The organism is Pseudomonas fuscovaginae SE-1 (genome assembly GCF_000364705.1).
Taxonomy (GTDB): domain Bacteria; phylum Pseudomonadota; class Gammaproteobacteria; order Pseudomonadales; family Pseudomonadaceae; genus Aquipseudomonas; species Aquipseudomonas fuscovaginae_A.
In genome coordinates this window covers 1-22,486 of the sequence record NZ_AQOH01000045.1, presented here as the reverse complement: position 1 = coordinate 22,486, position 22,486 = coordinate 1, and the positions used below count along the sequence as shown (strand labels likewise).

Annotated in this window: 17 protein-coding genes; 9 read left to right on the top strand and 8 right to left on the bottom strand. The window is 62.7% G+C overall.

Translation table 11 applies throughout. From position 1 onward, the window contains the following. The coding region (locus tag K675_RS0105325) for a nitrilase-related carbon-nitrogen hydrolase (RefSeq protein ID WP_026144953.1) at positions 1–213 on the bottom strand (213 nt) is incomplete at its 3' end. A gap of 142 nt (positions 214–355) precedes the next feature. Here K675_RS0105325 and K675_RS0105320 point away from each other — a divergent pair. Both K675_RS0105320 and K675_RS0105315 read left to right on the top strand, forming a co-directional pair. Then, a complete protein-coding gene (locus tag K675_RS0105320; protein WP_017902475.1) occupies positions 356–1,156 on the top strand; it encodes a helix-turn-helix transcriptional regulator in 801 nt (266 codons plus the stop codon). A 33-nt stretch (positions 1,157–1,189) separates the two neighbouring features. Further along, the gene (locus K675_RS0105315; protein ID WP_017902474.1) at positions 1,190–2,800 is read left to right on the top strand and encodes an FMN-binding glutamate synthase family protein; all 1,611 of its coding nucleotides are present in this window, start codon (positions 1,190–1,192) and stop codon (positions 2,798–2,800) included. 83 nt (positions 2,801–2,883) lie between these two features. Here K675_RS0105315 and K675_RS30415 read toward each other — a convergent pair whose 3' ends face one another. Genes K675_RS30415 through K675_RS0105300 form a run of 3 tightly spaced genes read right to left on the bottom strand, consistent with a single transcriptional unit; the run spans position 2,884 to position 5,769 of the window. Continuing rightward, complete coding sequence (locus K675_RS30415; protein WP_157383908.1) at positions 2,884–4,434, bottom strand: glycosyltransferase family 39 protein; 1,551 nt, start codon at positions 4,432–4,434, stop codon at positions 2,884–2,886. Beyond that, the gene (locus tag K675_RS0105305; protein WP_017902472.1) at positions 4,418–5,398 is read right to left on the bottom strand and encodes a glycosyltransferase family 2 protein; all 981 of its coding nucleotides are present in this window, start codon (positions 5,396–5,398) and stop codon (positions 4,418–4,420) included. Before K675_RS0105305 ends, K675_RS30415 begins: the two co-directional genes overlap by 17 nt. Next, positions 5,395–5,769, bottom strand: a complete 375-nt coding sequence (locus tag K675_RS0105300) for a GtrA family protein (protein WP_017902471.1) — start codon at positions 5,767–5,769, stop codon at positions 5,395–5,397. Before K675_RS0105300 ends, K675_RS0105305 begins: the two co-directional genes overlap by 4 nt. A 338-nt stretch (positions 5,770–6,107) precedes the next feature. Between K675_RS0105300 and K675_RS0105295 the strand changes: the two genes are divergently transcribed. Both K675_RS0105295 and K675_RS0105290 read left to right on the top strand, forming a co-directional pair. Further along, positions 6,108–6,950: an alpha/beta fold hydrolase gene (locus K675_RS0105295; protein WP_017902470.1), complete on the top strand. Its 843-nt coding sequence runs from the start codon at positions 6,108–6,110 to the stop codon at positions 6,948–6,950. A gap of 209 nt (positions 6,951–7,159) precedes the next feature. Beyond that, positions 7,160–8,284 carry an OpgC domain-containing protein gene (locus K675_RS0105290; protein ID WP_017902469.1) on the top strand — a complete coding sequence of 375 codons (1,125 nt, stop codon included), beginning with the start codon at positions 7,160–7,162 and terminating at the stop codon, positions 8,282–8,284. 234 nt (positions 8,285–8,518) lie between these two features. On the opposite strand, the gene K675_RS0105285 is transcribed toward K675_RS0105290, so the two are convergent. After that, positions 8,519–9,937, bottom strand: coding sequence for an amino acid permease (locus K675_RS0105285; protein WP_017902468.1), 1,419 nt, complete (start codon positions 9,935–9,937; stop codon positions 8,519–8,521). Between the two features lie 523 nt (positions 9,938–10,460). Here K675_RS0105285 and K675_RS0105280 point away from each other — a divergent pair. Further along, positions 10,461–13,559 carry a transglycosylase domain-containing protein gene (locus tag K675_RS0105280; protein ID WP_026144951.1) on the top strand — a complete coding sequence of 1,033 codons (3,099 nt, stop codon included), beginning with the start codon at positions 10,461–10,463 and terminating at the stop codon, positions 13,557–13,559. A 163-nt stretch (positions 13,560–13,722) separates the two neighbouring features. Here the strand turns inward: K675_RS0105280 and K675_RS0105275 are convergent, their stop codons facing one another. Further along, positions 13,723–14,220, bottom strand: coding sequence for a C40 family peptidase (locus tag K675_RS0105275; RefSeq protein ID WP_026144950.1), 498 nt, complete (start codon positions 14,218–14,220; stop codon positions 13,723–13,725). Positions 14,221–14,480: 260 nt separating this feature from the next. Here K675_RS0105275 and K675_RS0105270 point away from each other — a divergent pair, with 260 nt between their 5' ends. Together K675_RS0105270 and K675_RS0105265 are read left to right on the top strand one after the other, a co-directional pair. Beyond that, positions 14,481–15,065: a PadR family transcriptional regulator gene (locus K675_RS0105270; protein WP_017902465.1), complete on the top strand. Its 585-nt coding sequence runs from the start codon at positions 14,481–14,483 to the stop codon at positions 15,063–15,065. Next, positions 15,062–15,844 carry a siderophore-interacting protein gene (locus K675_RS0105265; RefSeq protein WP_017902464.1) on the top strand — a complete coding sequence of 261 codons (783 nt, stop codon included), beginning with the start codon at positions 15,062–15,064 and terminating at the stop codon, positions 15,842–15,844. The genes K675_RS0105270 and K675_RS0105265 overlap by 4 nt, the downstream gene beginning before the upstream one ends. 257 nt (positions 15,845–16,101) lie before the next feature. Here K675_RS0105265 and K675_RS0105260 read toward each other — a convergent pair whose 3' ends face one another. Together K675_RS0105260 and K675_RS0105255 are read right to left on the bottom strand one after the other, a co-directional pair. After that, complete coding sequence (locus K675_RS0105260) at positions 16,102–16,713, bottom strand: Pr6Pr family membrane protein (protein WP_051070737.1); 612 nt, start codon at positions 16,711–16,713, stop codon at positions 16,102–16,104. Positions 16,714–16,779: 66 nt separating this feature from the next. Continuing rightward, a complete protein-coding gene (locus K675_RS0105255) occupies positions 16,780–17,004 on the bottom strand; it encodes a VF530 family DNA-binding protein (RefSeq protein ID WP_017902462.1) in 225 nt (74 codons plus the stop codon). Between the two features lie 451 nt (positions 17,005–17,455). Between K675_RS0105255 and K675_RS0105250 the strand changes: the two genes are divergently transcribed. Next, positions 17,456–19,480: a TonB-dependent receptor gene (locus tag K675_RS0105250; RefSeq protein WP_017902461.1), complete on the top strand. Its 2,025-nt coding sequence runs from the start codon at positions 17,456–17,458 to the stop codon at positions 19,478–19,480. Between the two features lie 498 nt (positions 19,481–19,978). After that, complete coding sequence (locus tag K675_RS0105245) at positions 19,979–22,438, top strand: glucose/quinate/shikimate family membrane-bound PQQ-dependent dehydrogenase (RefSeq protein WP_017902460.1); 2,460 nt, start codon at positions 19,979–19,981, stop codon at positions 22,436–22,438. Positions 22,439–22,486 lie beyond the last annotated feature (48 nt).

Below are 22,486 nucleotides of genomic sequence, written 5' to 3'. Positions count from 1 at the left end.
GGCGCCCTGCCGCACCGCGCGCACGGTCGGGCCGTCCAGCGGTTCGGCGACCCGGGCCACGGTTTCGGCGGTGGGGAAGCCCATCAGGTGGGTCTCCGGGAACACGATCATCCGGGTGTCGGCGGCGCAGGCGGCGATAGCGGCAAGGGCGCGCTCGAGGTTGTAAGCTGTATCGTTGTCCCGGCCCGCCAGTTGAGCAAGTTCGACTTTCATGGGTATTCCTTGTTTTGTTTCATCGGCACGCTTCGCCGAACTGGCAGAATAAGTGCACGGTCATGACCTGTGGCCGCAGTATGCGCACCCGCGCCGGGCCATGGGAATCACGCCGCCGGGGTAACTCGATAGGGGTAGATGAATGACACTGTCGCTGGATGACATCGCCTGGCACCGTTCGGTGGGGCAAATGATCGAGGCTCTGGACCGGCCCAACTTCTGGACGCAACTGGTGCGCCTGCTCAACCGCTACGTCACGTTCGACAGCTGGGTCGCCCTGCTGTTCAGCAGCCAGGGCCGCCCGGAAGTGTTCGCCGAATGCCCGGGCGAGGACGGCAGCCCCGACCAGTTGTTCCAGGACTATCTCAAGGGCCTGTACCTGCTCGACCCGTTCTACATCGCCAGCCGCGAACAGGCACGCACCGGCCTGTTCCGCCTGGCCGAGGTCGCCCCGGAACACTTCGAGCTGACCGAGTACTACCAGCGCTACTTCCGCCTGAACGTGGTGGCCGACGAGATCCAGTTCAACTGCCAGCTCGACGACGACCGTACCCTGTGCCTGTCGCTGGGCTCCACCCGCCGCTTCAGCGACGAGCAGATCGCCCTGCTGTCGCTGATCCAGCCCTGGGTGCTGGGCCTGTTGCGCCAGCGCCTGCCGTATGAACTGCAGCTGGAGAACGCCACGCCGGCCACACCTTCGCAAGGCGACTGGCGCATCCAGCTCGAAGCCTCGGTGCAACAGCTCAAGGGGGCACAACTGACCGCCCGCGAGCTGGACGTCGGGCGCCTGATGCTCAGCGGCTGCTCGAGCAAGGAGATCGCCCGCAAGCTGGAGATCTCCATCGAGACCGTGAAAGTCCACAAGAAACACATGTACAGCAAGCTGGGGATCAAGTCCCAGTCCGAGCTGTTCTCGATATTTCTGCAAGCGCAGAATGCCTGACCGATCTGATGAATCCGAACACAAGGAAACCGTATGAGCCTGTCTCTGCTGAGCCGCTACGCCTTCTTTGCCGGCTGCGTGATCTTCACCCTCGCCAGCCTGCCGTTCCTGGAACATGACTGGCTCTGGCCATTCGCCCTGCTCACCGGGCTGTTGAGCCTGCTGGGCCTGTTCGACCTGCTGCAGAGCCGCCATGCGGTGCGCCGCAACTACCCGATCCTGGGTAATATCCGCTACCTGGTCGAAGGCATCCGCCCGGAAATCCGCCAGTACCTGCTCGAATCCGACAGCGACGCCCTGCCCTTCTCACGCTCCCAGCGCTCGCTGGTGTACGCACGGGCCAAGAACGAAGGTGGCGACAAGCCCTTCGGTACTCTGATCGACGTCTATGAGTCGGGCTTCGAATTCATCGGCCATTCGATGCGCCCGGCGCCGTTGAGCGATCCCGGCAGTTTCCGGGTGACCGTCGGCGGGCCGCAGTGCAAGCAGCCGTACTCGGCCTCGGTGTTCAACATCTCGGCGATGAGCTTCGGCTCCCTCAGCGCCAATGCCATCCGCGCACTGAACAAGGGCGCCAAGCTCGGCAATTTCGCCCACGACACCGGCGAAGGCAGCATCAGCCCCTATCACCGCGAACATGGCGGCGACCTGACCTGGGAACTCGGCAGCGGCTACTTCGGTTGCCGCACCAGCGACGGACGCTTCGACCCGGAGAAGTTCGCCGCCCAGGCGCAGAACCCGCAGGTACGCATGATCGAGATCAAGATGAGCCAGGGTGCCAAGCCCGGCCACGGCGGCATCCTGCCCAAGCACAAGGTCACCCGCGAAATCGCCGATACCCGTGGCGTACCGATGGGTGAGGATTGCGTATCGCCGTCAAGCCACAGCGCCTTCTCGACGCCGATCGAGATGATGCATTTCATCGCGCAACTGCGTGAGTTGTCCGGCGGCAAGCCGGTGGGCTTCAAGTTCTGCCTGGGTCACCCCTGGGAATTCATGGGCATCGCCAAGGCGATGCTGGAAACCGGCATTCTCCCGGACTTCATCGTCGTCGACGGCAAGGAAGGCGGCACTGGCGCCGCGCCGGTGGAATTCACCGATCACATGGGGTCGCCAATGCGCGAGGGCCTGCTGTTCGTGCACAACACCCTGGTGGGCCTGAACCTGCGGGACAAGATCAAGCTCGGTGCCAGTGGCAAGATCGTCAGCGCCTTCGATATCGCCAGCGTGCTGGCCATCGGCGCCGACTGGGCCAACTCGGCGCGCGGCTTCATGTTCGCCATCGGCTGTATCCAGTCGCAGAGCTGCCATACCAACAAGTGCCCGACCGGCGTCGCCACCCAGGACAAGCTGCGCCAGCGCGCCCTGGTGGTGCCGGACAAGGCCCAGCGGGTGTTCAGCTTCCACCGCAACACCCTCAGGGCCCTGGCCGAAATGCTCGCCGCCGCGGGGCTGCAGCATCCTTCGCAACTGGAAGCCAAGCATCTGGTACGGCGCATGTCCGCCACCGAGATCAAGCTGTTCTCGCAGTTGCACGTGTTCCTCAAGCCCGGCGAACTGCTCACCGGCGAGGTCAACGGCAAGTTCTATTCGCGCATGTGGCAGATGGCCCGGGCCGACAGCTTCGAGCCGAATGCGGCGTAGGCAAGTCGATGCTCCAATCACTCAAGTAGAACGAAACGACAACCGAATGATGCAAGCCAAGTAGAACTTGCTTCATTCGTTTGTCAATTTCGCATCGCCGAACAGGTCTTGTACAACCTTAGAACATTATCCCCCATCGATAACTGATTGATCTGATGCCAGCATCCGAAAAAACCAGTTCCCGCATCCTGGTTTTTATCGGAATAGTCAAGCCACCATACGCGACCTGTCACCGACTCGACACGATCCAGAGACTCGACATAAGTATCATTACCATACTTCATCATGGGTGCAAAAAAGCTTGAAAACTCCGCCCTATTGCATTCCGGCGGCGAGCAATACAACAGAGTCTTCCGCTGCTTATTATAGAAATGTCCAGCATAGAACAAATAGGCATCGCCCACCACCAACACATCGCCATCAAGGGACTTGGCATCAAAGTACGCCATCAACTCAGCCAGCCTATTGTCCTCGACCCTATAAGGGTTATTCATCGTATGCTGCTGACTATAAACATGGCCCAAACCGAAAACCTCTACCGCCGACAAGGCGCATACCGCCATGACAAACCCCGGTTGGTTACGCAGTCTATCCAACGCTATCGCTACGACAACAGGCATCATCAATGCAGAAAAAAACAAATATCGTTCTACAAATACCGGAACATAGAAGGAAAACAGGAAAGCGACTGCCATCGTCAAAAAACCGCAGATAACAATCAGGGTGTGTACTGAACAATGACTGCGGTCTTTCCATATCACGATACTTCCGCCTGTCAGATACAGGATCGGCACCAGCCAATAGACCAACACATTGCCGTCGCGCCCATCATTAACGGTCAAGAACCGCCATATTGCAGAAGGCAAACTATAACTGGAAACGGGCTGAATCCAACCCACGCCGAAGGTACTTAACTGAGCCAGCATGTTCGACAACCATGGCAAATAAAGAATGGCAATCATTACATTTGCCAGCCACCACCCAGGGCTCTCGATATGTCGATATTTTCCATGAACCGGCAGCCGGATCAATAACAGATACAACCAGTGGGAAAGTGCGCAGAAAATCGAAAAATAGTGTGTATACAACCCACTCGACATCAACAAGACGTAGATGACCAGGTAAATATTCTTTTGTGGCTTGCGTACCCAATACACCAACGCGATGGTGGCTCCCGTCAGCTCGACCCCCATCAACGCATACATGCGTATATCCTGGCTGTATCGTACCGCTATGGGTAACAACGCCAGCAACCAGCCAGCCGCCATGGCGGCCCGCGGTGTTGAAACCATTCGCGCCAACCAGATGCCGAGCCCGACGTTGGCTATTCCAAGTACGGCGCTGAAGCCTCTAGTCCAGATCAACGCATTGCTGCCGGTCAAGGCGACCCACCCACGCAGAAGCATGTAAAAAAGCGGGGGATGCACGTCCCGGCCGCTCAAACTCCAGATATCGGTGAGCGGATAGGTAATCAACTCCAGGCTGAAGCCTTCGTCTGACCAGATGGAGGCATTGGTCAACCAATGAAATCGTACCACTATCGATACGCTGAGAATCGCGACAACGCCCCCCAGCAGGATGCGGGAGCGTTTGGCTTTCAAGGCAACGGGCGCGATGTCACTCATTATGCTCACGAATTGCCCTCCATTCTGTGTTTGACGGTCTTCCCGGAAAGTTTTTTCCCACCGTCTCCCTGATCACATATCGCGGCCGATGTTTTGCCTCGATATAAATCCTGCCGATGTATTCACCCAAAATGCCCAGACCAATGAGCTGTACCCCACTCAGGAACAGAATGGCCGTCATGAGCGAGGGGTAACCCGGCACCGCGTTACCGAAGAGCAGCTTGTCGAAAACCATGTAGAGCGCATACAGCAACGAGCCCAACGAGATGAGCCCCCCGATATAGGTCCATAACCTCAGCGGTAGCGTGCTGAACGACGTGATGCCATCCAATGCCAGGTTCCACAGCTTCCAGCCATTGAACTTGCTCTTGCCATTGATCCGTGGAGCCCGGTCGTACTCGATGACTCGGGTACTGAACCCGGCCCAGGACAGCACGCCCTTCATGAACAACTGGTACTCGGGCAACTTCTTGATGACGTCGATGACCTTGCGGTCCATCAGCCTGAAGTCGCCGACGTTTTCTTCGATATGCGGGTAGGCAATCCGGTTCATCACCCGATAGAAAAGGGTGGACGACTGCCGTTTCAGGTAACTGTCCGTCGAACGACTGCGGCGCTTGGCCAGGACCACATCGGCGCCGTTCAGCCACTCGACAACCATGCGTGGAATCACTTCGATCGGGTCCTGCAAGTCGACATCGATGGGGATCACCGCATCACCGCTGGCAAACTCGATGCCGGCAAACAGTGCGGGCTCCTTGCCGAAGTTGCGGGAGAAATTGATCAGCAGGGTGTCGTTGTCCCGTAACGCCAGGTACTGGGCCACACTTTCGGTGTTATCGGTACTGCCATCGTTGACGAAAACGATTTCGACCTCATACGGCTCGGCGAGCAGTTCCCGCCGCACCGCCTCGTAGAACAGCGGGATGGCCTGCTCCTCGTTGTACACGGGCACAACCAGGGAAATTTTCATTTGGTCTTGTCCCGAAAGACCACCAGACTGCAATAGCAGTAGCCCAGTACCAGGCTGACCGCCGAGAACACCACCAGTGTCAGCAGCCCTGGCATGGTCAACTGATCACCCAGCCAGCCGGTGGTAAAACTGAGGACTGCCATGAAAGCGACGAAGGCCAGATAACGCGGCAACGAGGCCGCCCGCCTGAAGGTGCAGCGCGCGTTGGCATGGAAGGAAAACGTGGCCGCCACGGCAAACGCACAGAGGTTACTGCTGGCCTGGCTGAGCGCCATGCCTGCCTGCAGCGCCAGGAAGACACACCAGTGGATCAGGGTATTGAGCACCCCGATATAAACATAGGTCGAAAAATTCTTGGGCAGCACACGCATGGCTATGTCATCCATTTCGCAGCCGAACAGACTCCGTCCGAATAAAGACCGGGATGGGCGTCCACGTACTACGCAATACCAGCGTGGCGATTCCTCAACACTAGGCTATGTATGAAATCGCTTGAAACTTGGTTATACGGCGTTAAAAACCGGCTCGGAATGCTCATTGACAACCAGTCAAGTCGGGCGCGACCCCGGCCGTTCCTCGCCGGTTTTTGCCTTGCCTAACCTGCGTTTCAAACAATTTCATACACAGCCTAGGATTGCCCGGTGGGTCTGTCTACTGTCAGAAATGACAGGTACAGACGAGTTCTGGCTTTCACCAACAGGAGATCGACATGGGAAATCGCTTCATCGCCGCCGCCTGCCTGATGCTGTCGTTCGGCCTGGCCCAGGCCACCGAACGCTGGGAAACCCTGCCGCCGACACCGGCCCCGGTTGCCGGTGTCAAGAGCGGCCATGCCAACGTCAACGGCGTCCGGCTCTACTACACCCGCACCGGTCACGGCTCACCGGTGGTGCTGCTGCATGGCGGCCTCGCCAACTCCGACTACTGGGGCAACCAGGTCAAGGCCCTGGCGGCGAAACACACGGTGATCACCCTCGACAGTCGTGGCCATGGCCGCAGCTCGCGCGACAGCCGCCCCTACGGCTACGACCTGATGGCCGACGACGTGGTCGCCGTGCTCGACCACCTGAAGATCGCCAGGGCCGACATCGTCGGCTGGAGCGACGGCGCGATCCTCGGCCTCGACCTGGCGATCCGTCACCCAACCCGCGTCGGCAAGATCTTCGCCTTCGCCGCCAACAGCACCACCGCCGGGGTGAAGGAGAACGTCGAGAAGAACCCGACCTTCGCCGCCTATATCGAACGGGCCGGCAAGGAATACGTGAAACTGTCGCCAACGCCGAGGGAGTACGACGCCTTCGTCGAGCAGATCAGCCACATGTGGGCCAGCCAGCCGAACTGGAGCGATGCCGACCTGGCGAAGATCAAGACCCCGGTGCTGATCGTCGACGGTGATCGCGACGAGGCGATCAAGCGCGAGAATACCGAGTACATGGCGGCAACCATTCCCGGGGCCGGCCTGCTGATCCTGCCCAATGCCAGCCACTTCGCGTTCCTGCAGGATCCGGCGTTCTTCAACGCCGCCGTCCTGCATTTCCTCGACAGCAAGTGATACCTCGGGCTGGCCCTCTCGACAGGTTCGGAGCGGCCGGTCCATTCGTTACCCGTCGAACAGCGACTGGCAGAAAACTGTGACATTCAGTAATACCCCGACTTTGCAATTCTTCACAATTCACGCCACCCTGCGCGCCGCCGCCCGGGTCGTGCAATTTCCGACAGCCGTCGCGGTCATATTCAACATTCTTCACAGAGCCCGCTGCCATGCTGAACGGACGCGACCCGCGCATCGACTTTTTTCGCGGACTGGCACTGATCTTCATTTTCTGGGATCACGTGCCGCACAACCCACTGGGCCAGATCACCCTGCGCAACATCGGTTTCAGCGATGCGGCGGAGGTGTTCGTGTTCCTCGCCGGCTACGCCGCCGTCCTTGCCTATGGCAAGATCCTGCAGCGCGACGGCTACCTGATCGCCTGCGTGAAGATCCTGCGCCGAGCCTGGGTACTGTATGTGGTGCACATCTTCCTGTTGGCGATGCTGATGGGCATCGTGTTCTTCGCCAACAGCCACGTGGAAACCCGCGACCTGATCCAGGAAATGGGCCTGCAGCATTTCGTCAGCCATCCCGAACAGGCGCTGACTGATGAATTGCTGTTGCGCTTCAAGCCGAACCTGATGGACCCGCTGCCGCTGTACATCGTGCTGTTGCTCGGCCTGCCGCTGATCTTGCCGCTACTGCTGCGCCTGCCGCTGGTGGTGGTGGCCGTGTCCTTGACGGTCTACCTGCTCGCTCCCTCGCTGGGCTGGAACCTGGCGGCAATCGGCGATGGGGTCTGGTACTTCAATCCGGTCACCTGGCAACTGCTGTTCATCCTCGGTGGCGCGGCGGCGCTCCACAGCCAGCGACCACGCCTGCCGGATAACCGGGCGCTGGCCCGCCAGCCACTGTTCGTCGCGGCCGCGGCCTATTCGCTGGCTGCCGGGGTCATCACCCTGTCCTGGCGTTGGCCGCAGATCCATAACGCCGTCATGCCGGCCACGCTGAGCGACTGGCTGTACCCGATCAGCAAGACCGACCTGTCACCGGTACGCCTGCTGCACTTCCTCGCACTGGCCTACGTCACCGCGAAACTGCTGCCCGCTGGCAACTGGACCCAGCACTGGCTGGCACGGCAGACCGGTCGCATGGGCCGCTACTCGCTGGAGGTGTTCTGCCTGGGCGTGCTGCTGGCGCCGCTGGCAGACATGGTCAACGCCCTGGCCGACGATGCTTTCGCCATGCAGGTCTGCACCGCCCTGGCCGGCGCCGGGTTGCTGGCCCTGCTCGGCGCCTGGCTGGACTTCAACAAGCGCCTGGGCCAGCCGATGCGGGCCGTTCCGGCCTGAGCCGGCTGGCACTGCGAATGTTGCAGTGTGGTCACGGGCGTCTTCGCGGGCAAGCCCTGCTCCTACAGGATTGGGGGTGTACACAGGTTCAACGTACGACCTCGCCCCTGTAGGAGCGTGGCTTGCCCGCGAAGACGCCCGTCAGCCAAATAAAAGACTTCAGACGACTCCCAACGTCGAAAACACAAAAAAGCCCCGGCCAAAGGACCGGGGCTTTCTGTTTCCAACCGAGCTTTACGCCGCCGGATTCGCAGCCGGTGAAGCCTCATTCGGCTGCAGCTTGAACACGTAGAACAACAGCGTCAGCAGCACCAGGAACGCCGGGCCGATGTACAGCGCCACGCGCGTATCGGGGAAGTACGCCATCAGACCCACCACCAGCACCAGGAACGCCAGCGCCAGGTACGAGCTGACCGGGTACAGCCACATGCGGTACTGCAGGCCCGCGACCTGGGAGCGGTTCAACCCCTTGCGGAATTTCAACTGCGCCAGCAGGATCATCACCCAGGTCCAGATCGCACCGAAAGTGGCGATCGACGTCACCCAGACGAACACCTTTTCCGGCACCAGGTAGTTGAGCAGCACGCCCAGCAACAGGGCCGCGATCGACAGCAGCAGCGCGCGACGCGGCACGCCATTGCTCGAAGTCCTGGCGAAGGTCGCCGGCGCCTGGCCGTTCTGCGCCAGACTGTAGAGCATGCGCCCGGTGCTGAAGATCCCGCCATTGCAGGACGACAGCGCCGCCGTGATCACCACGAAGTTGATGATGCCGGCGGCGGTCTTGATGCCCAGGCGCTCGAAAGTCATCACGAACGGGCTGCCCTGGGTGCCGATGGCGTTCCACGGGTAGATCGAGAGGATCACGAACAGCGCGCCGACGTAGAACAGCAGGATGCGCCAGAACACCGAGCCGATGGCATTGGGAATGGTCTTGCGTGGGTTGCGCGCCTCACCGGCGGTCAGGCCGATCATCTCCACGCCCAGGTAGGCGAACATCACCATCTGCAGCGACATCAGCACGCCACTGACCCCGTTGGGCATGAAGCCGCCATGCGTCCAGAGGTTGGAAATACCCACAGCCACGCCGTCATTGCCGAAGCCGAAGGCGATCACGCCGACACCGCCGATCACCATGGCAATGATGGTGACGATCTTGATCAGGGCGAACCAGAACTCGAACTCGCCAAAGGCCTTCACCGCGATCAGGTTGATGGTGCCCATGCTCAGCAGCGCCGCCAGCGCCCAGATCCAGCGCGGCACGTCGGGGAACCAGACGCCCATGTACACCGCCACCGCGGTGATCTCCGCGACGCAGGTCACCAGCCACAGGAACCAGTAGTTCCAGCCGGTGAGAAAGCCCGCCAGCGGGCCGAGATAGTCCTGGGCATAACGGCTGAAGGAGCCGGCCACCGGGTTGTGCACGGCCATTTCACCGAGGGCGCGCATGATCACCAGGATCGCCAGGCCACCGATGAGGTAGGACAGCATGATCGCCGGGCCGGCCATTTCGATGGCCTTGGCCGAACCGAGGAACAGACCGACGCCGATACAGGCACCGAGCGCCATCAGCCGTATGTGCCGTTCACCGAGTTCACGTTTGAGCGGGCCGCCTTGAGCGGTCTCGCCGTGGGGCAGGTGGGTGCCAACTGGCATGGGTACAACCTCGTCTTGTTATTGGATATTGGCCACCGAACAGAGGAGCAGGCGAGCGGGTGAGCCCGGGCTCCCGACCGCGGATCCGCTTCGTGAGCGGGCCCGTCCCGTGGGGAAAACCGGCGGGATCGGCGGGGCGTGCAGTATAGGAATCCGACGGCAGGGCTTTTCACTCTATAAATCAGAATATTCAGCGAGAAATCTCGGCCACAGCGCTGAAAACAGAGGTGCATTAGCTGGCTGAAGCGGACCCGGCCGGACGAAAAACGCGAACGAGTATTGCACGCCGTGCAGCTCGCGTCATGTCCCCAGCCTTTTTCCCCTCCCGCCCACGCACAGCTCTATTCCGCGGCTTTCCGAGCGCCGACCACAACCATGGCAGACGTCGTGTTCCCGGCATGTTCTTGCAGAAGTAGTGCTTTGTGCAGGAAATAACTGACCGTATTAACAAAATCTTCGCAGCCCTTTCCCAGCGTCTAAGCTTCAGGCAAGTGCGATCAATCTGCGTATGGATGAATCGACTATGGGCGCTCCGTGGGACTCAGATTCGACCAGGACTGTGCCAGCAACCGACAGTCCGGATGAAGCGCCTGTACCGAAAAAAACCCGCAAGCGACGACTCTGGTGGCGCCTGTTCTGGCTGGTGATGCTGCTCGCGGTGATCCTGCTGGGTGTTGCCGCCTCCCGGGAGATGCGCACCGCCAGGCTCCAGGCCCGGGAAATCAGCCGCTTTGCCGGCGAGCTCGACTACTCCATGGCCAACGGCCCCAGCGACTCGATGCTCTATCCCGGCGCCGGGCCCTTCGACAAGCGCCTGGGCTATAGCGACCTGGGCGCTTTTCTCGGCCGGCTGGCCAAGCGCGGCTACCTGGTCGAGGCACAGGCACGCTTCTCCCCCGCCCTGCTCGACTACAGCAAGGCCGGCTTCTTCGTGCCCTACGCGGAGAAGATCCAGGCCGGCCTGTCAATCACCGACTGCCGCGGCGCCGGACTCTACCGGTACGACTATCCGCAGCAGCTCTACGGGAGTTTCGCGGCGATTCCGCCAGTGGTGGTCGACAGCCTGCTGTTCATCGAGAACCGCGACCTGCTCGACCCCGACCAGCCCCAGGCCAACCCCGCCGTCGACTGGCCGCGCTTCGGCAAGGCGGTGCTGTCGCAGATCGGCAAGTTCCTGCATATCGGTGGGCAAAGCGCCGGCGGCAGTACCCTGGCGACGCAACTGGAAAAGTATCGACACTCACCCGATGGCCTGACCCTGTCCGGCGGCGAGAAGATCCGCCAGATGATTTCCGCCAGCGTGCGCGCGTACCAGGGCGGACCACAGACCCTGGAGGTCCGGCGCAACGTGGTCCGCGACTACCTCAACAGCGTGCCCTTGTCGGCCGTGCCGGGGCACGGTGAGGTACATGGTCTGGCCGAGGGACTGCGGGTCTGGTACGGCGCCGACTTCACCGAGGTCAATGCGCAGTTGAGCAGCACCGCCAGCGATCCGCCGAGCCTGGCCAAACGCGGCCTGGCGCTGCGCGAAGTGCTCTCGCTGATGATCGCCCAGCGCCGTCCCTCGTACTACCTGGCCCGAGGCCGTGCCGAACTGGCCGAACTGACCGACAGCCACCTGCGCCTGCTCGCCCAGAACGGCATCATCGACGCGCCGCTGGCCGCCGCGGCGCTGGCGAGTCAGGTCAGCTACCGCGACTGGGTGCAGGAGCCGACGATCCAGCCGATCGAGTCGAACAAGGGCATCAGCGTCGCCCGCAGCCGACTGGCGGCAATGCTCGACCGCCCGCTCTACGACCTCGACCGCCTCGACCTGTCGGCCACCAGCACCTTGCAGGCACAGTTGCAGGGCCAGGTCAGCGATTATCTCAGGAAACTGGCGGATCCGGAGTTCGCCAAGTCCATCGGCCTGCTTGGCGATCGCCTGCTGACCGCCAGCAGTACCCAACAGGTGCGCTACAGCTTCACCCTGTTCGAACTGACCCCGGACAGCTACCGGGTTCGGGTGCAGACCGACAGCACCGACCAGCCCTTCGACATCAACGAAAGCAGCAAGCTGGAACTGGGCTCCACCGCCAAGCTGCGGGTACTGACCACCTACCTGCAGATCATTGCCGAACTGCATGATCGCTATGGCGACCAATCGCCGGCGCAACTGAAAAAGGTCGAAGTCGACGAACAGGACCGGATCACCCGCTGGGCCCTGGACTATCTGGCCCAGAACAGTGAACGCAACCTGCCCGCCATGCTCGACGCGGCCTTGAACCGGCAGTACTCGGCAAGCCCCGGCGAAAGCTTCTTCACCGGCGGCGGCCTGCATCGTTTCCACAACTTCCGCAACGAAGACAATGGCCGCAACCCGACCTTGCGCGAAGCCTTGCGCGAGTCGATCAACCTGCCGTTCATCCGCCTGATGCGCGATCTGGTGCGCTACAGCACCTACCAGGGCCCGGACAACAGCGCCGAACTGCTCAAGGACGACGACAACCCCCGTCGCCAGGAATACCTGGCCCGCTTCGCCGACCGCGAAGGCACGGCGTTCATGCTCAGGTTCTGGAAAAAATACCGCAACAAGGATTCCCAGGAGCGCCTGGAGACCTTTCTCGACAGCATGCACCCGACACCGATTCGCCTGGCGGCCGTACATCGCTACCTGCTGCCGGAGGCGCCACAGAAAGCCTTCGATACCTTCATACGGGCCCACCTGAAGACCGAGAAAATCAGCGACGAACGCCTCGCCAAGCTCTACAGGAGCTACGGCCCCGGGGCCTACGACCTGCCGGACCAGGGCTACATCGCCAAGGTCCACCCGCTCGACCTGTGGCTGCTGGGCTACCTGCTGAAAAACCCGCAGGCCAGGTTCAGCCAGGCGGTGGCCGCCAGCGAGTTCGAACGCCAGGAGGTCTACGGCTGGCTGTTCAAGAGCCGGCACAAGAGCGCCCGCGACAGCCGCATCCGGGTGATGGTCGAGATCGAGGCATTCCTCGACATCCATCGACGCTGGCAGCAGGTCGGTTATCCGTTCGACCACCTGGTGCCGTCACTGGCCACGGCCATCGGCAGCTCCGGCGACCGGCCGGCGGCGCTCGCCGAACTGATCGGCATCATCCTCAACGACGGCGTGCGCCTGCCGACCCTGCGCATCGACAGCCTGCACTTCGCCGCCAACACGCCGTATGAAACCCGGGTGACCAACGACCCGGGCAAGGGCAAGCGGGTCATGCCCTCCGAGGTTGCCACGGCGCTGCGCGAAGCCTTGTCGCAGGTGGTGGATGCAGGGACGGCGCGGCGGGTTTCGGGCAGTTTCAGGCAGCCCGACGGCACCCCGCTGGCCATGGGTGGCAAGACCGGGACCGGGGATAACCGGATAGAGAGTATCGGCGCGGGTGGACGGGTGCTGAGTTCGAAGTCGATCAACCGCACCGCGACCTTCGTCTTCTACATCGGTGCCCACCACTTCGGCACCCTGACCGCCTTCGTGCCGGGACGCTCGGCGGAGAACTTCAAGTTCACCTCGGCGTTGCCGGTGCAGGTGCTCAAGGGGATGGCACCGATACTGACCGATTATCTGCAGCCGGACAGCAGTACATTGTGCAAGCCGCAGGCGGTGGCGCACCGGTAGCCACGGTGGCCCCGTTCGCGGATAAATCCGGCTCCCACACGTGCTCCAGGGCACCGCGGATTATCAGCTTGCCATCCACCCTCTCACTTCTGATTTTATCTGCCCTAAAGACACAAGCAGGATTTATCCGCGAAGAGGGCGGCAAGGCCAACACCTCTTCCAATCAGTTGGCGCTGTGAAAACGCTTCGCCAGCGTGTAGCTCTTCTTCCAATAGGCATTGTTCAACGAGTCGATACGCACGCTCTTGCCGCTGCGCGGCGAGTGGATGAACTTGCCCTCGCCCACATACAGTCCGACATGGCTGACATTGCCCTGCCCGTTGCGATTGAAAAACACCGCGTCACCCGGCTTCAGGCTGCCACGCTGAACCGTCTTGGCACTGGAGCGGCGCATGCCCACCGTGGTCCGGGGCAGCTTGATATCGGCCTCGTTCTGGAACAGATAGACCAGCAGCCCACTGCAATCGAACCCCTTGACCGACATACCGCCCCAGCGGTACGGCGTACCGATCAACTGATGGGCACGATCGACCACGCTGTCGATGGAAGACTCCGCCTTCACCTTGGCCGGTGAGCCCTGTGCCGGCTTGAGGTTCGCATGAGCGGACCAGGAGCCCGCCAGAACCCACAGCGACAGCACCACTGACACTAACCTGGACATGATAAACACCGCCTTTTTGAAACCTGGCGGCATGGTACGGAGCGCTCCCTGGCTTGCTCAGAGTGCTTTTCGCAGTTTTGCGTAAGAAAAATCCCAGGAACATCAACGAAAAAACCACGTTCTTCCGCCTATGGAGGGCGTCGTTCACTGCCTGTCCTTCTCGGCCGATCTCCCGTCCTTCGCTACGTTCGTCGGTTTTTATTGCACCAACTGCAAGATATATCTTACGGTATATCTTAAGAACAGAGGAGAAAGAGAAAATGAGAGAGCATCACCCTCATCCCCACCACCGCGAATTCGGCGACGGCCATGACGGCTTCGAACGCCGTCCCGGCCGTGAACGCGGCGGTCGCGGCCCACGGGTGTTCGCCCCGGGCGACCTGAAACTGCTGTTGCTGGCGCTGATCGCCGAACAGCCCTGCCACGGCTACGACCTGATCCGCCAGATCGAAGGCATGTTCGACGGCGCCTACAGCCCGAGCCCCGGCGTGATCTACCCGACCCTGACCTTCCTGGAGGAGAGCGAATTGATCAGCGGCGACGCCGAGGGCGGGAAAAAGCGCTACGGCGTGACCGACGCCGGCCGCCAGTTCCTGCGCGAGCAGGCCGTTGCCCTCGACGGTGTGCGCACCAGAATCGACGTGAGCAAACGTTCCCTGCGTGGCCATGACCGGCCGCCGGAAATCCACGAGGCCGTGCACAACCTGCGCCACGCCCTGCAATTGCATCACGGGCGCTGGAGCCCGGAGGAAATCCTGCGGGTCCGCGACCTGCTGAACAACACCGCCAAGGCCATCGTCGATGGTCAGGTATCCGCCCGGCCCAGTTCGGAGAAAGCGCAATGAATGAGGTCAATCAGCAAGCGATTCATCGGGTCATGCACGAAATCAAGCGCCGCCGCCTGGAAGTGCTGCGGGTGCGTGACCTGACGCCACGCATGCGCCGCATCACCCTCGGCGGTCCGGAGCTGGCGGGTTTCATCAGCCTGGGCACGGATGACCACGTCAAGCTGTTCTTCCCGCAGACCGCCGCCGAACGGGCCGCCCTGGAAACCCTGGTGATCGGCGCCAAGGACAACGGCCCGCTGCCGGCCATGCGTGACTACACTCCACGCCGCTACGACCTGGAACTGGGCGAGCTGGACATCGACTTCGTCCTGCACGGCGACGGCCCTGCCTCGACCTGGGCGGAGCAGGCCGCGCCCGGCCAGTTCCTGCATATCGGTGGGCCACGGGGTTCGCTGGTGGTCCCGGACATCTTCGACAGCTACCTGCTGGTCGGCGACGAAACCGCCCTGCCGGCCATCGCCCGGCGCCTGGAAGGCCTGGCGGCCAACCGGCGGGCGCTGGTGGTGGTCGAGGTGGAGAATGAAGCGGAGCAGCAGGTGCTGCACAGCCCGGCACAGGTCGAGGTGATCTGGGTGCGCCGCGACGCGCCGGGGCAAGACCTGCTGCAAACCGTCGAGCGACTGACCCCGCCGAGCGGCCGCCTCTACGCCTGGGTCGCCACCGAGGCCGCGCTGTCGCGCAAGGTACGCCGGGTACTGCTCGACACCCACGGCCTGGATGAGGAGTTCGTCAAGGCTGCGGGCTACTGGCGACTGGACGACAGCGCCGAAGACTGAGCACTGGAAACAGGCCCGCGCTCAAAGGCGGGCCGACCGTGGCAGGGCCGACTGTGGCAGGGCCGACTGTGGCGGGGCCGACTGGTGGCAGGGCCGACTGGTGGCAGGGCCGACTGTGGCGAGCGGGCTTGCCCGCGCTGGGGTGCGTAGCAGCCCCAAAATCTGCCCCCCAATCCCCCTGGCAGACCCGGCCAGCCGGGCTTGGGACCGCCTTGCGGTCCAGCGCGGGCAAGCCCGCTCGCCACAACCGGTTCCCCTCAAGTCCTTCGCTTTCCGCCCCAGCGATCCACACCGATCAGCACCAGCGCCACCAGCACGAGCCCCAGCAGGATCTGCCCGGCATTGACCAGCACCTGGGGATAACCCAGCCGGTCGACATCGATGAAGGGATACGGATACGCGCCGATCAGGTGCCCGCGCAGCAAGACATAGCCGAAATACACCAGCGGATAGACCAGCCATGGCAAGACCTGCCAGAACCGCAAGGTCCCTTTGGGCACGCAGCTCCACCAGTAGATCACGAACAGCGCCGGCATCACGTCGTGCAGCAGTTCATCGGCCAACCACTGAAAGCCCTGGGGATGCCACAAGGAACGCAGCAACAGACTGTAGGCCAGGCCCACCACGACGATATTGGCGACGATCGCCGTACGCACCGACGGCCTGAGAAAAAAGCGCCGGCCTGCCGAATCGCGCGACGTCACTTCACAGGTCAGCACCACCGCCACCAGGGTATTGGTCAGCACGGTAAAGAAGCTGAAGAAGGTGATCAGCCCACCGAGCAGACTCGCCCCGGCCTGCCAGCGCGAGATCAGAATCAGGTACATCTGGATGCCCAGGCCGCTCCAGCCCAGCACCGCCGCAACCATCAGCACGGCACGCGGACAGGCGCAGCGCAAGAGGCCAGGCACGAGCTTCGACTCCACGGCAGGACCTCAGCGCCTGGTGCGCATCAACTTCACGTACAACCGCTCGACCTTCTCCCGCGCCCACGGCGTCCGGCGCAGGAAAGTCAGGCTCGACTTGATGCTCGGATCGCTCTTGAAGCAACGGATATCGATGCGCTCGGCCAGGCCCGACCACTCGTAGTGAGCCACCAGGGCATTGAGGATCTGCTCCAGGGTCACCCCGTGCAGCGGATTGTTGGATGTTTCGGTCATGCCGAACCTTCAGTAAGGAAAGGGAACAAGGCGCGCACCTTAGCCGAGGCCCTCGCCAGGGGGAAGAGCCGCGGCGGGCCAGGCCACTCTTGAGCCGCGCGATCGCTCGGGAACGGCCCTCTATTGAGTCTAGCGGCCTGTGTGGCCAATTCGAATACTCAACTTCGGCCCAAGTCCTTGCCAGACTGCGTTGCCACTCCTCGCCGTAGCCCTGCTACGACTCGTCATGGCGCCTTGACTGGCAAACCCTTGGACTTGAATTCAAATATCCGAATCAACCGTACAGGCCACTAGCCCTGTCGAAACACCTTGCCCGGACAGTGTTTTAAAATGGATAAAATATGTTACGTTATAACAAACCATAATCATTCATCGGACCGTCCGCTCCGTTATCTGCCTGTTCTTTCGACTCAACGATGCGCTTCGCACCGCGCTTGCCAAGGAAACATCGATGTCCCTCTCCTCTCCCCTGCGTACCCGCCTGACTCCGCTGGCCGCCGCCTTGCTGATGGCGGGCCCGGTCCACGCCCTGGAGTTGCAACCCCAGGTCATCACCGCCAACCCCCTGGGCAGTGACCAGCCCGCCGCGCCCAGCACCGTGCTCGAAAGCGACGACCTGACCCTGCAGCAGCAAGGCAGCCTCGGCGAAACATTGAACAAGCAACCGGGGGTGTCATCGTCCTATTTCGGCCCGGGCGCCAGCCGACCGATCATTCGTGGCCAGGACGGCGATCGCATCCGCCTGCTGCGCAATGGCGTCGGCGCACTGGATGCCTCGGCGCTGTCCTATGACCACGCGGTCCCGCTGGATCCGGTCAACGTCGAACGGATCGAGATCGTCCGAGGCCCGGCGGCGCTGCTCTACGGCGGCAGTGCCATCGGGGGGGTGGTCAACACCTTCGACAACCGCATTCCCACCACGCCCGTCGACGGCATCCACGGTGCCGGCGAACTGCGCTACGGCGGCGCCGATACCACCCGCAGCAGTGCCGGCAAGCTGGAGGCCGGCGACGGCACCTTCGCCCTGCATCTGGACGCCAACGCCCGCGAGTTCAACGACCTGCGCATTCCCGGCTACGCCCGCAGCCGCAACGCTCCCGCCAGCGAGGACGGCGACGAACGCAAGGGCCGCCTGGGCAACAGCGACGGCCGCCAGGACGGCGGTGCCGTGGGGGGTTCCTACCATTGGGATAACGGTTACGCCGGACTGTCCTACAGCAACTACGACAGCAACTACGGTTCTCCGGCCGAGCAGGACGTGCGCATCCGCATGCAGCAGGATCACTACGCCTTCGCCTCGGAAATCCGCAATCTGGAAGGGCCGTTCAGTTCGGTGAAACTCGATGCCGGCTACACCGACTACGAGCACCGGGAAATCGAGGGCGGCGAAACCGGCACGATTTTCAAGAACAAGGGCTACGAGGCGCGGGTCGAGGCCCGCCACCTGCCGATCGGTCCGTTCAACGGGGTGGTCGGTGCTCAGGTCAGTCGCAACGAATTCTCCGCGCTGGGCGAGGAAGCCTTCGTGCCGCAGACCGACACCGACGCCGGCGCGCTGTTCCTGCTGGAAGAACTCAAGGCCAGCGAACGCCTGACCTTCAGCCTCGGCGGCCGCCTGGAACACACGCGAATCGACCCGGATGCCAAGGGCAACGAGCGTTTTGCCAATGCCGCGCGAAACAACAGCTTCACCGCCGGCAGCCTGTCCTCCGGGGCGGTCTACCAGTTGACTCCGGTCTGGGCCCTGGCCGCGACCCTGGGCTACACCGAACGCGCGCCGACCTTCTACGAGCTGTACGCCAACGGCGCCCACGTCGCCACCGGCACCTATGAAGTCGGCAACCCCGACCTGGCGAAGGAAAAGGCCGTGTCCAGCGACCTGGCCCTGCGTTTCGACAACGGTACCCACAAGGGCAGCTTCGGTGTGTTCTACAGCCACTTCTCCAACTACATCGGGCTGCTCGGCAGTGGCCGTACCCTCAACGATGACGGCGAGGAAGATGCCGACGGCATTCCCGAGTACCGTTATTCCGGCGTGCGGGCGCGCTTCGCCGGCTTCGAGGCCCAGGATCACTGGAAACTCGGGGAAGGCGCCTACGGCAAGTTCGCCCTGGAACTGTCCGGCGACTACACCCGCGCCACCAACCTCGATACCGGCGAGGCCCTGCCACGGCTCGCTCCGCTACGCCTGAACAGCGGCCTGCTGTGGGAGCTGGATCGCTGGCAGGCGCGGATCGACGTGGAGCATGCGGCGGGCCAGGGACGGGTACCGTCCAACGAGTCCGGCACCTCGGCCTACACCACCTTCGGTGCCAGTGCCGGTTACCACTTCGATATCGGCAGCAGCCAGTGGCTGGCGTTCGTCAAGGGCGACAACCTGACCAACCAGACCGTGCGCTACGCCAGTTCGATCCTGCGTGACATCGCTCCGGCACCGGGCCGCAGCATCGAATTCGGCCTGCGTACCACCTTCTGACACCTACCCTCAGGCTTGCTCCTCTGCACAAGAGAGCAAGCCCCCACTTGTGGCGAGGGGGCTTGCCCCCGCTGGGCTGCCAAGCAGCCCCAACCCGGCCGATGCAGTCTGCCTGATCGAACGGATTTGCAGATTTCAGGGCTGCTACGCTGCCCAGCGCAGGCAAGCCTGCTCGCCACAAGCTGGCGACGCTGCACCTCGCCATCCACAGACTGTTACCGAATCTGAAACGATCCATGTCAGGGAACCCTCTTTTTTCCGTTTTGACATGGCCTTATCCTTAGCAAGCTAACAACTGAATCGTTTAATCTGCGATCCTTACCGCTGAAAACGTCCCGGTTTCCATCCTCGACTTCCCGCCCCGTGACCAGGCCCTGCCGGTTGCGGCATTCGCGTGAAAGTCAGCTCGAGCTTTTTATCTGAACCAAGTCCGCAATGTATCGTCATCTAAAGTGATTACAGAGCGGAACACCTTCAATATCACGGAGAAACCAAACCATGAGCACTGACCGTGCTTCGAATCGAAGCCGCCTGCTACCGAGCCTGCTCGGTGTCGTGCTGCTGTTGATGGGCCTGGCCCTGCTGGCCGGCGGGATCAGGCTGAGCCTGCTGGGCGGCTCGCTGTATTACCTGCTGGCCGGTATCGGCCTGCTGCTGACCGGCGGCCTGTTGCTGGCGGCACGCCGCGCGGCCCTGGGTCTCTACGCGCTGGTGCTGTTCGCCAGCACCCTGTGGGCCCTGTGGGAAGTCGGCCTGGACTGGTGGCAACTGGTGCCACGCCTGGCCCTGCTGTTCGCCCTCGGCATCGTCATGCTGCTGCCATGGTTCCGCCGCCCGTTGCTGCACAGCGGCGCCGCACCGATGGGCACCGGCGCCCTGGGTGTCGCCGTGGTCCTGGCGGGTGCCACCGCCGTTGCCAGCCAGTTCACCAACCCTGGCGAAATCAAGGGCCAGCTCGACCGCGACAGCGTGCCCGGCATGAAGAGCAGCGCCCCGGCCATGGCCGACGGTGACTGGAACTCCTACGGCCGCAGCGCCCACGGCGACCGCTACTCGCCGCTGGCGCAGATCACGCCGCAGAACGCCCACAAGCTGGTACCGGCCTGGACCTTCCGCACCGGCGACATCCCCGGGCCGAACGATCCCGGCGAAACCACGGCGGAAAACACCCCGCTCAAGGTCAACGGCATGCTCTATGTGTGCACGCCGCACAGCCAGGTGATCGCGCTCGACCCGGACACCGGCAAGGAAATCTGGCGCTTCGATCCGAAGCTCTCGACGCAGAAGGCGGCGAACTTCAAGGGCTGGGCGCACATGACCTGCCGTGGCGTGGCGTATCACGATGACAACGCCTACATCGCCGATGCCGCGTCGCCCGCTCCGACCGCAGCCACGGCCGCGCTGGCTGCCGATAACGCGCCGACCGGCCGCCTGACCGCCACCGGCCAGGAAAACCAGTGCCCGCGGCGGATCTTCCTGCCCACCGCCGACACCCGCCTGATCGCCCTCAACGCCGACACCGGCAAGATGTGCGAAGACTTCGGCGACCACGGCCAGATCGATCTCGGTGCCAACATCGGCGCCTTCGCGCCCGGCGGCTACTATTCCACCTCGCCACCGGCGGTCACCCGCAACCTGGTGGTGATCGGCGGCCACGTCACCGACAACGTCTCCACCGACGAGCCCAGCGGCGTGATCCGCGCCTTCGACGTGCACACCGGCAAGCTGGTGTGGAACTGGGACAGCGGCAACCCGGACGACACCACCCCGATCGCTCCGGGCAAGACCTACACCCGCAACTCGCCGAACATGTGGTCGATGTTCGCGGTCGATGAAAAGCTCGGCATGCTCTACCTGCCGATGGGCAACCAGACGCCGGACCAGTTCGGCGGCAACCGCACCCCGGACTCGGAGAAATTCGCTGCCGGCCTGACCGCCCTGGATATCGACACCGGTCATGTGCGCTGGACCTTCCAGTTCACCCACCACGACCTGTGGGACATGGACGTCGGCGGCCAGCCGACCCTGATGGACCTGAAAACCGCCGACGGCGTGAAGCCGGCCGTGCTGGCCTCGACCAAGCAGGGCAGCATCTACGTGCTGGACCGCAGCAATGGCCAGCCGATCGTGCCGATCAACGAGATTCCGGTGCCACAGGGCGCGGTCGCCGGCGACCACACCTCGCCGACCCAGCCGAAGTCCGACCTCAACTTCATGCCGCCACCGCTCAAGGAGCGCGACATGTGGGGCGTGACGCCGTTCGACCAGATGCTCTGCCGGATCGACTTCAAGTCGCTGCGCTATGAAGGCCCGTTCACCCCGCCTTCATTGCAAGGTTCGATCGTCTACCCGGGCAACTTCGGGGTGTTCGACTGGGGCGGCATCTCGGTGGATCCGGTGCGCCAGATCGCCTTCGTCAACCCGAGCTACATGGCCTTCCGTTCCAAGCTGATCCCGGCGGCGGAAATCGCTTCCCAGGGCCCGCGCAAGAGCGAAACCGAAGGCGTACAGCCGAACAAGGGCGCGCCTTATGGCGTCATCCTCGAAGCGCTGCTGTCGCCGATGGGCCTGCCGTGCCAGGCACCGGCCTGGGGTTATGTCGCGGCGGTCGACCTGACCACCCACAAGACCCTCTGGATGCACAAGAACGGCACCGTGCGCGACAGCTCGCCGGTCCCGATTCCGCTGAGCATGGGCGTACCGAGCCTCGGCGGAACGTTCACCACCGCCGGTGGCGTGGCCTTCCTCAGCGGCACCCTGGACCAGTACCTGCGCGCCTATGACGTGAAAAACGGCAAGCAGCTCTGGGAAGGCCGCCTGCCGGCGGGCGCCCAGACCACGCCGATGACCTACACCGGCAAGGACGGCAAGCAGTACGTGCTGGTCATGGCCGGCGGGCATGGTTCGCTGGGGACCAGGCAGGGCGATTACGTGTTGGCTTACAAATTGTCCGAGTAATCTTTCGGCTGGCTACAAAAACGGTATCTGCTCCCCCACCCCGTGCCG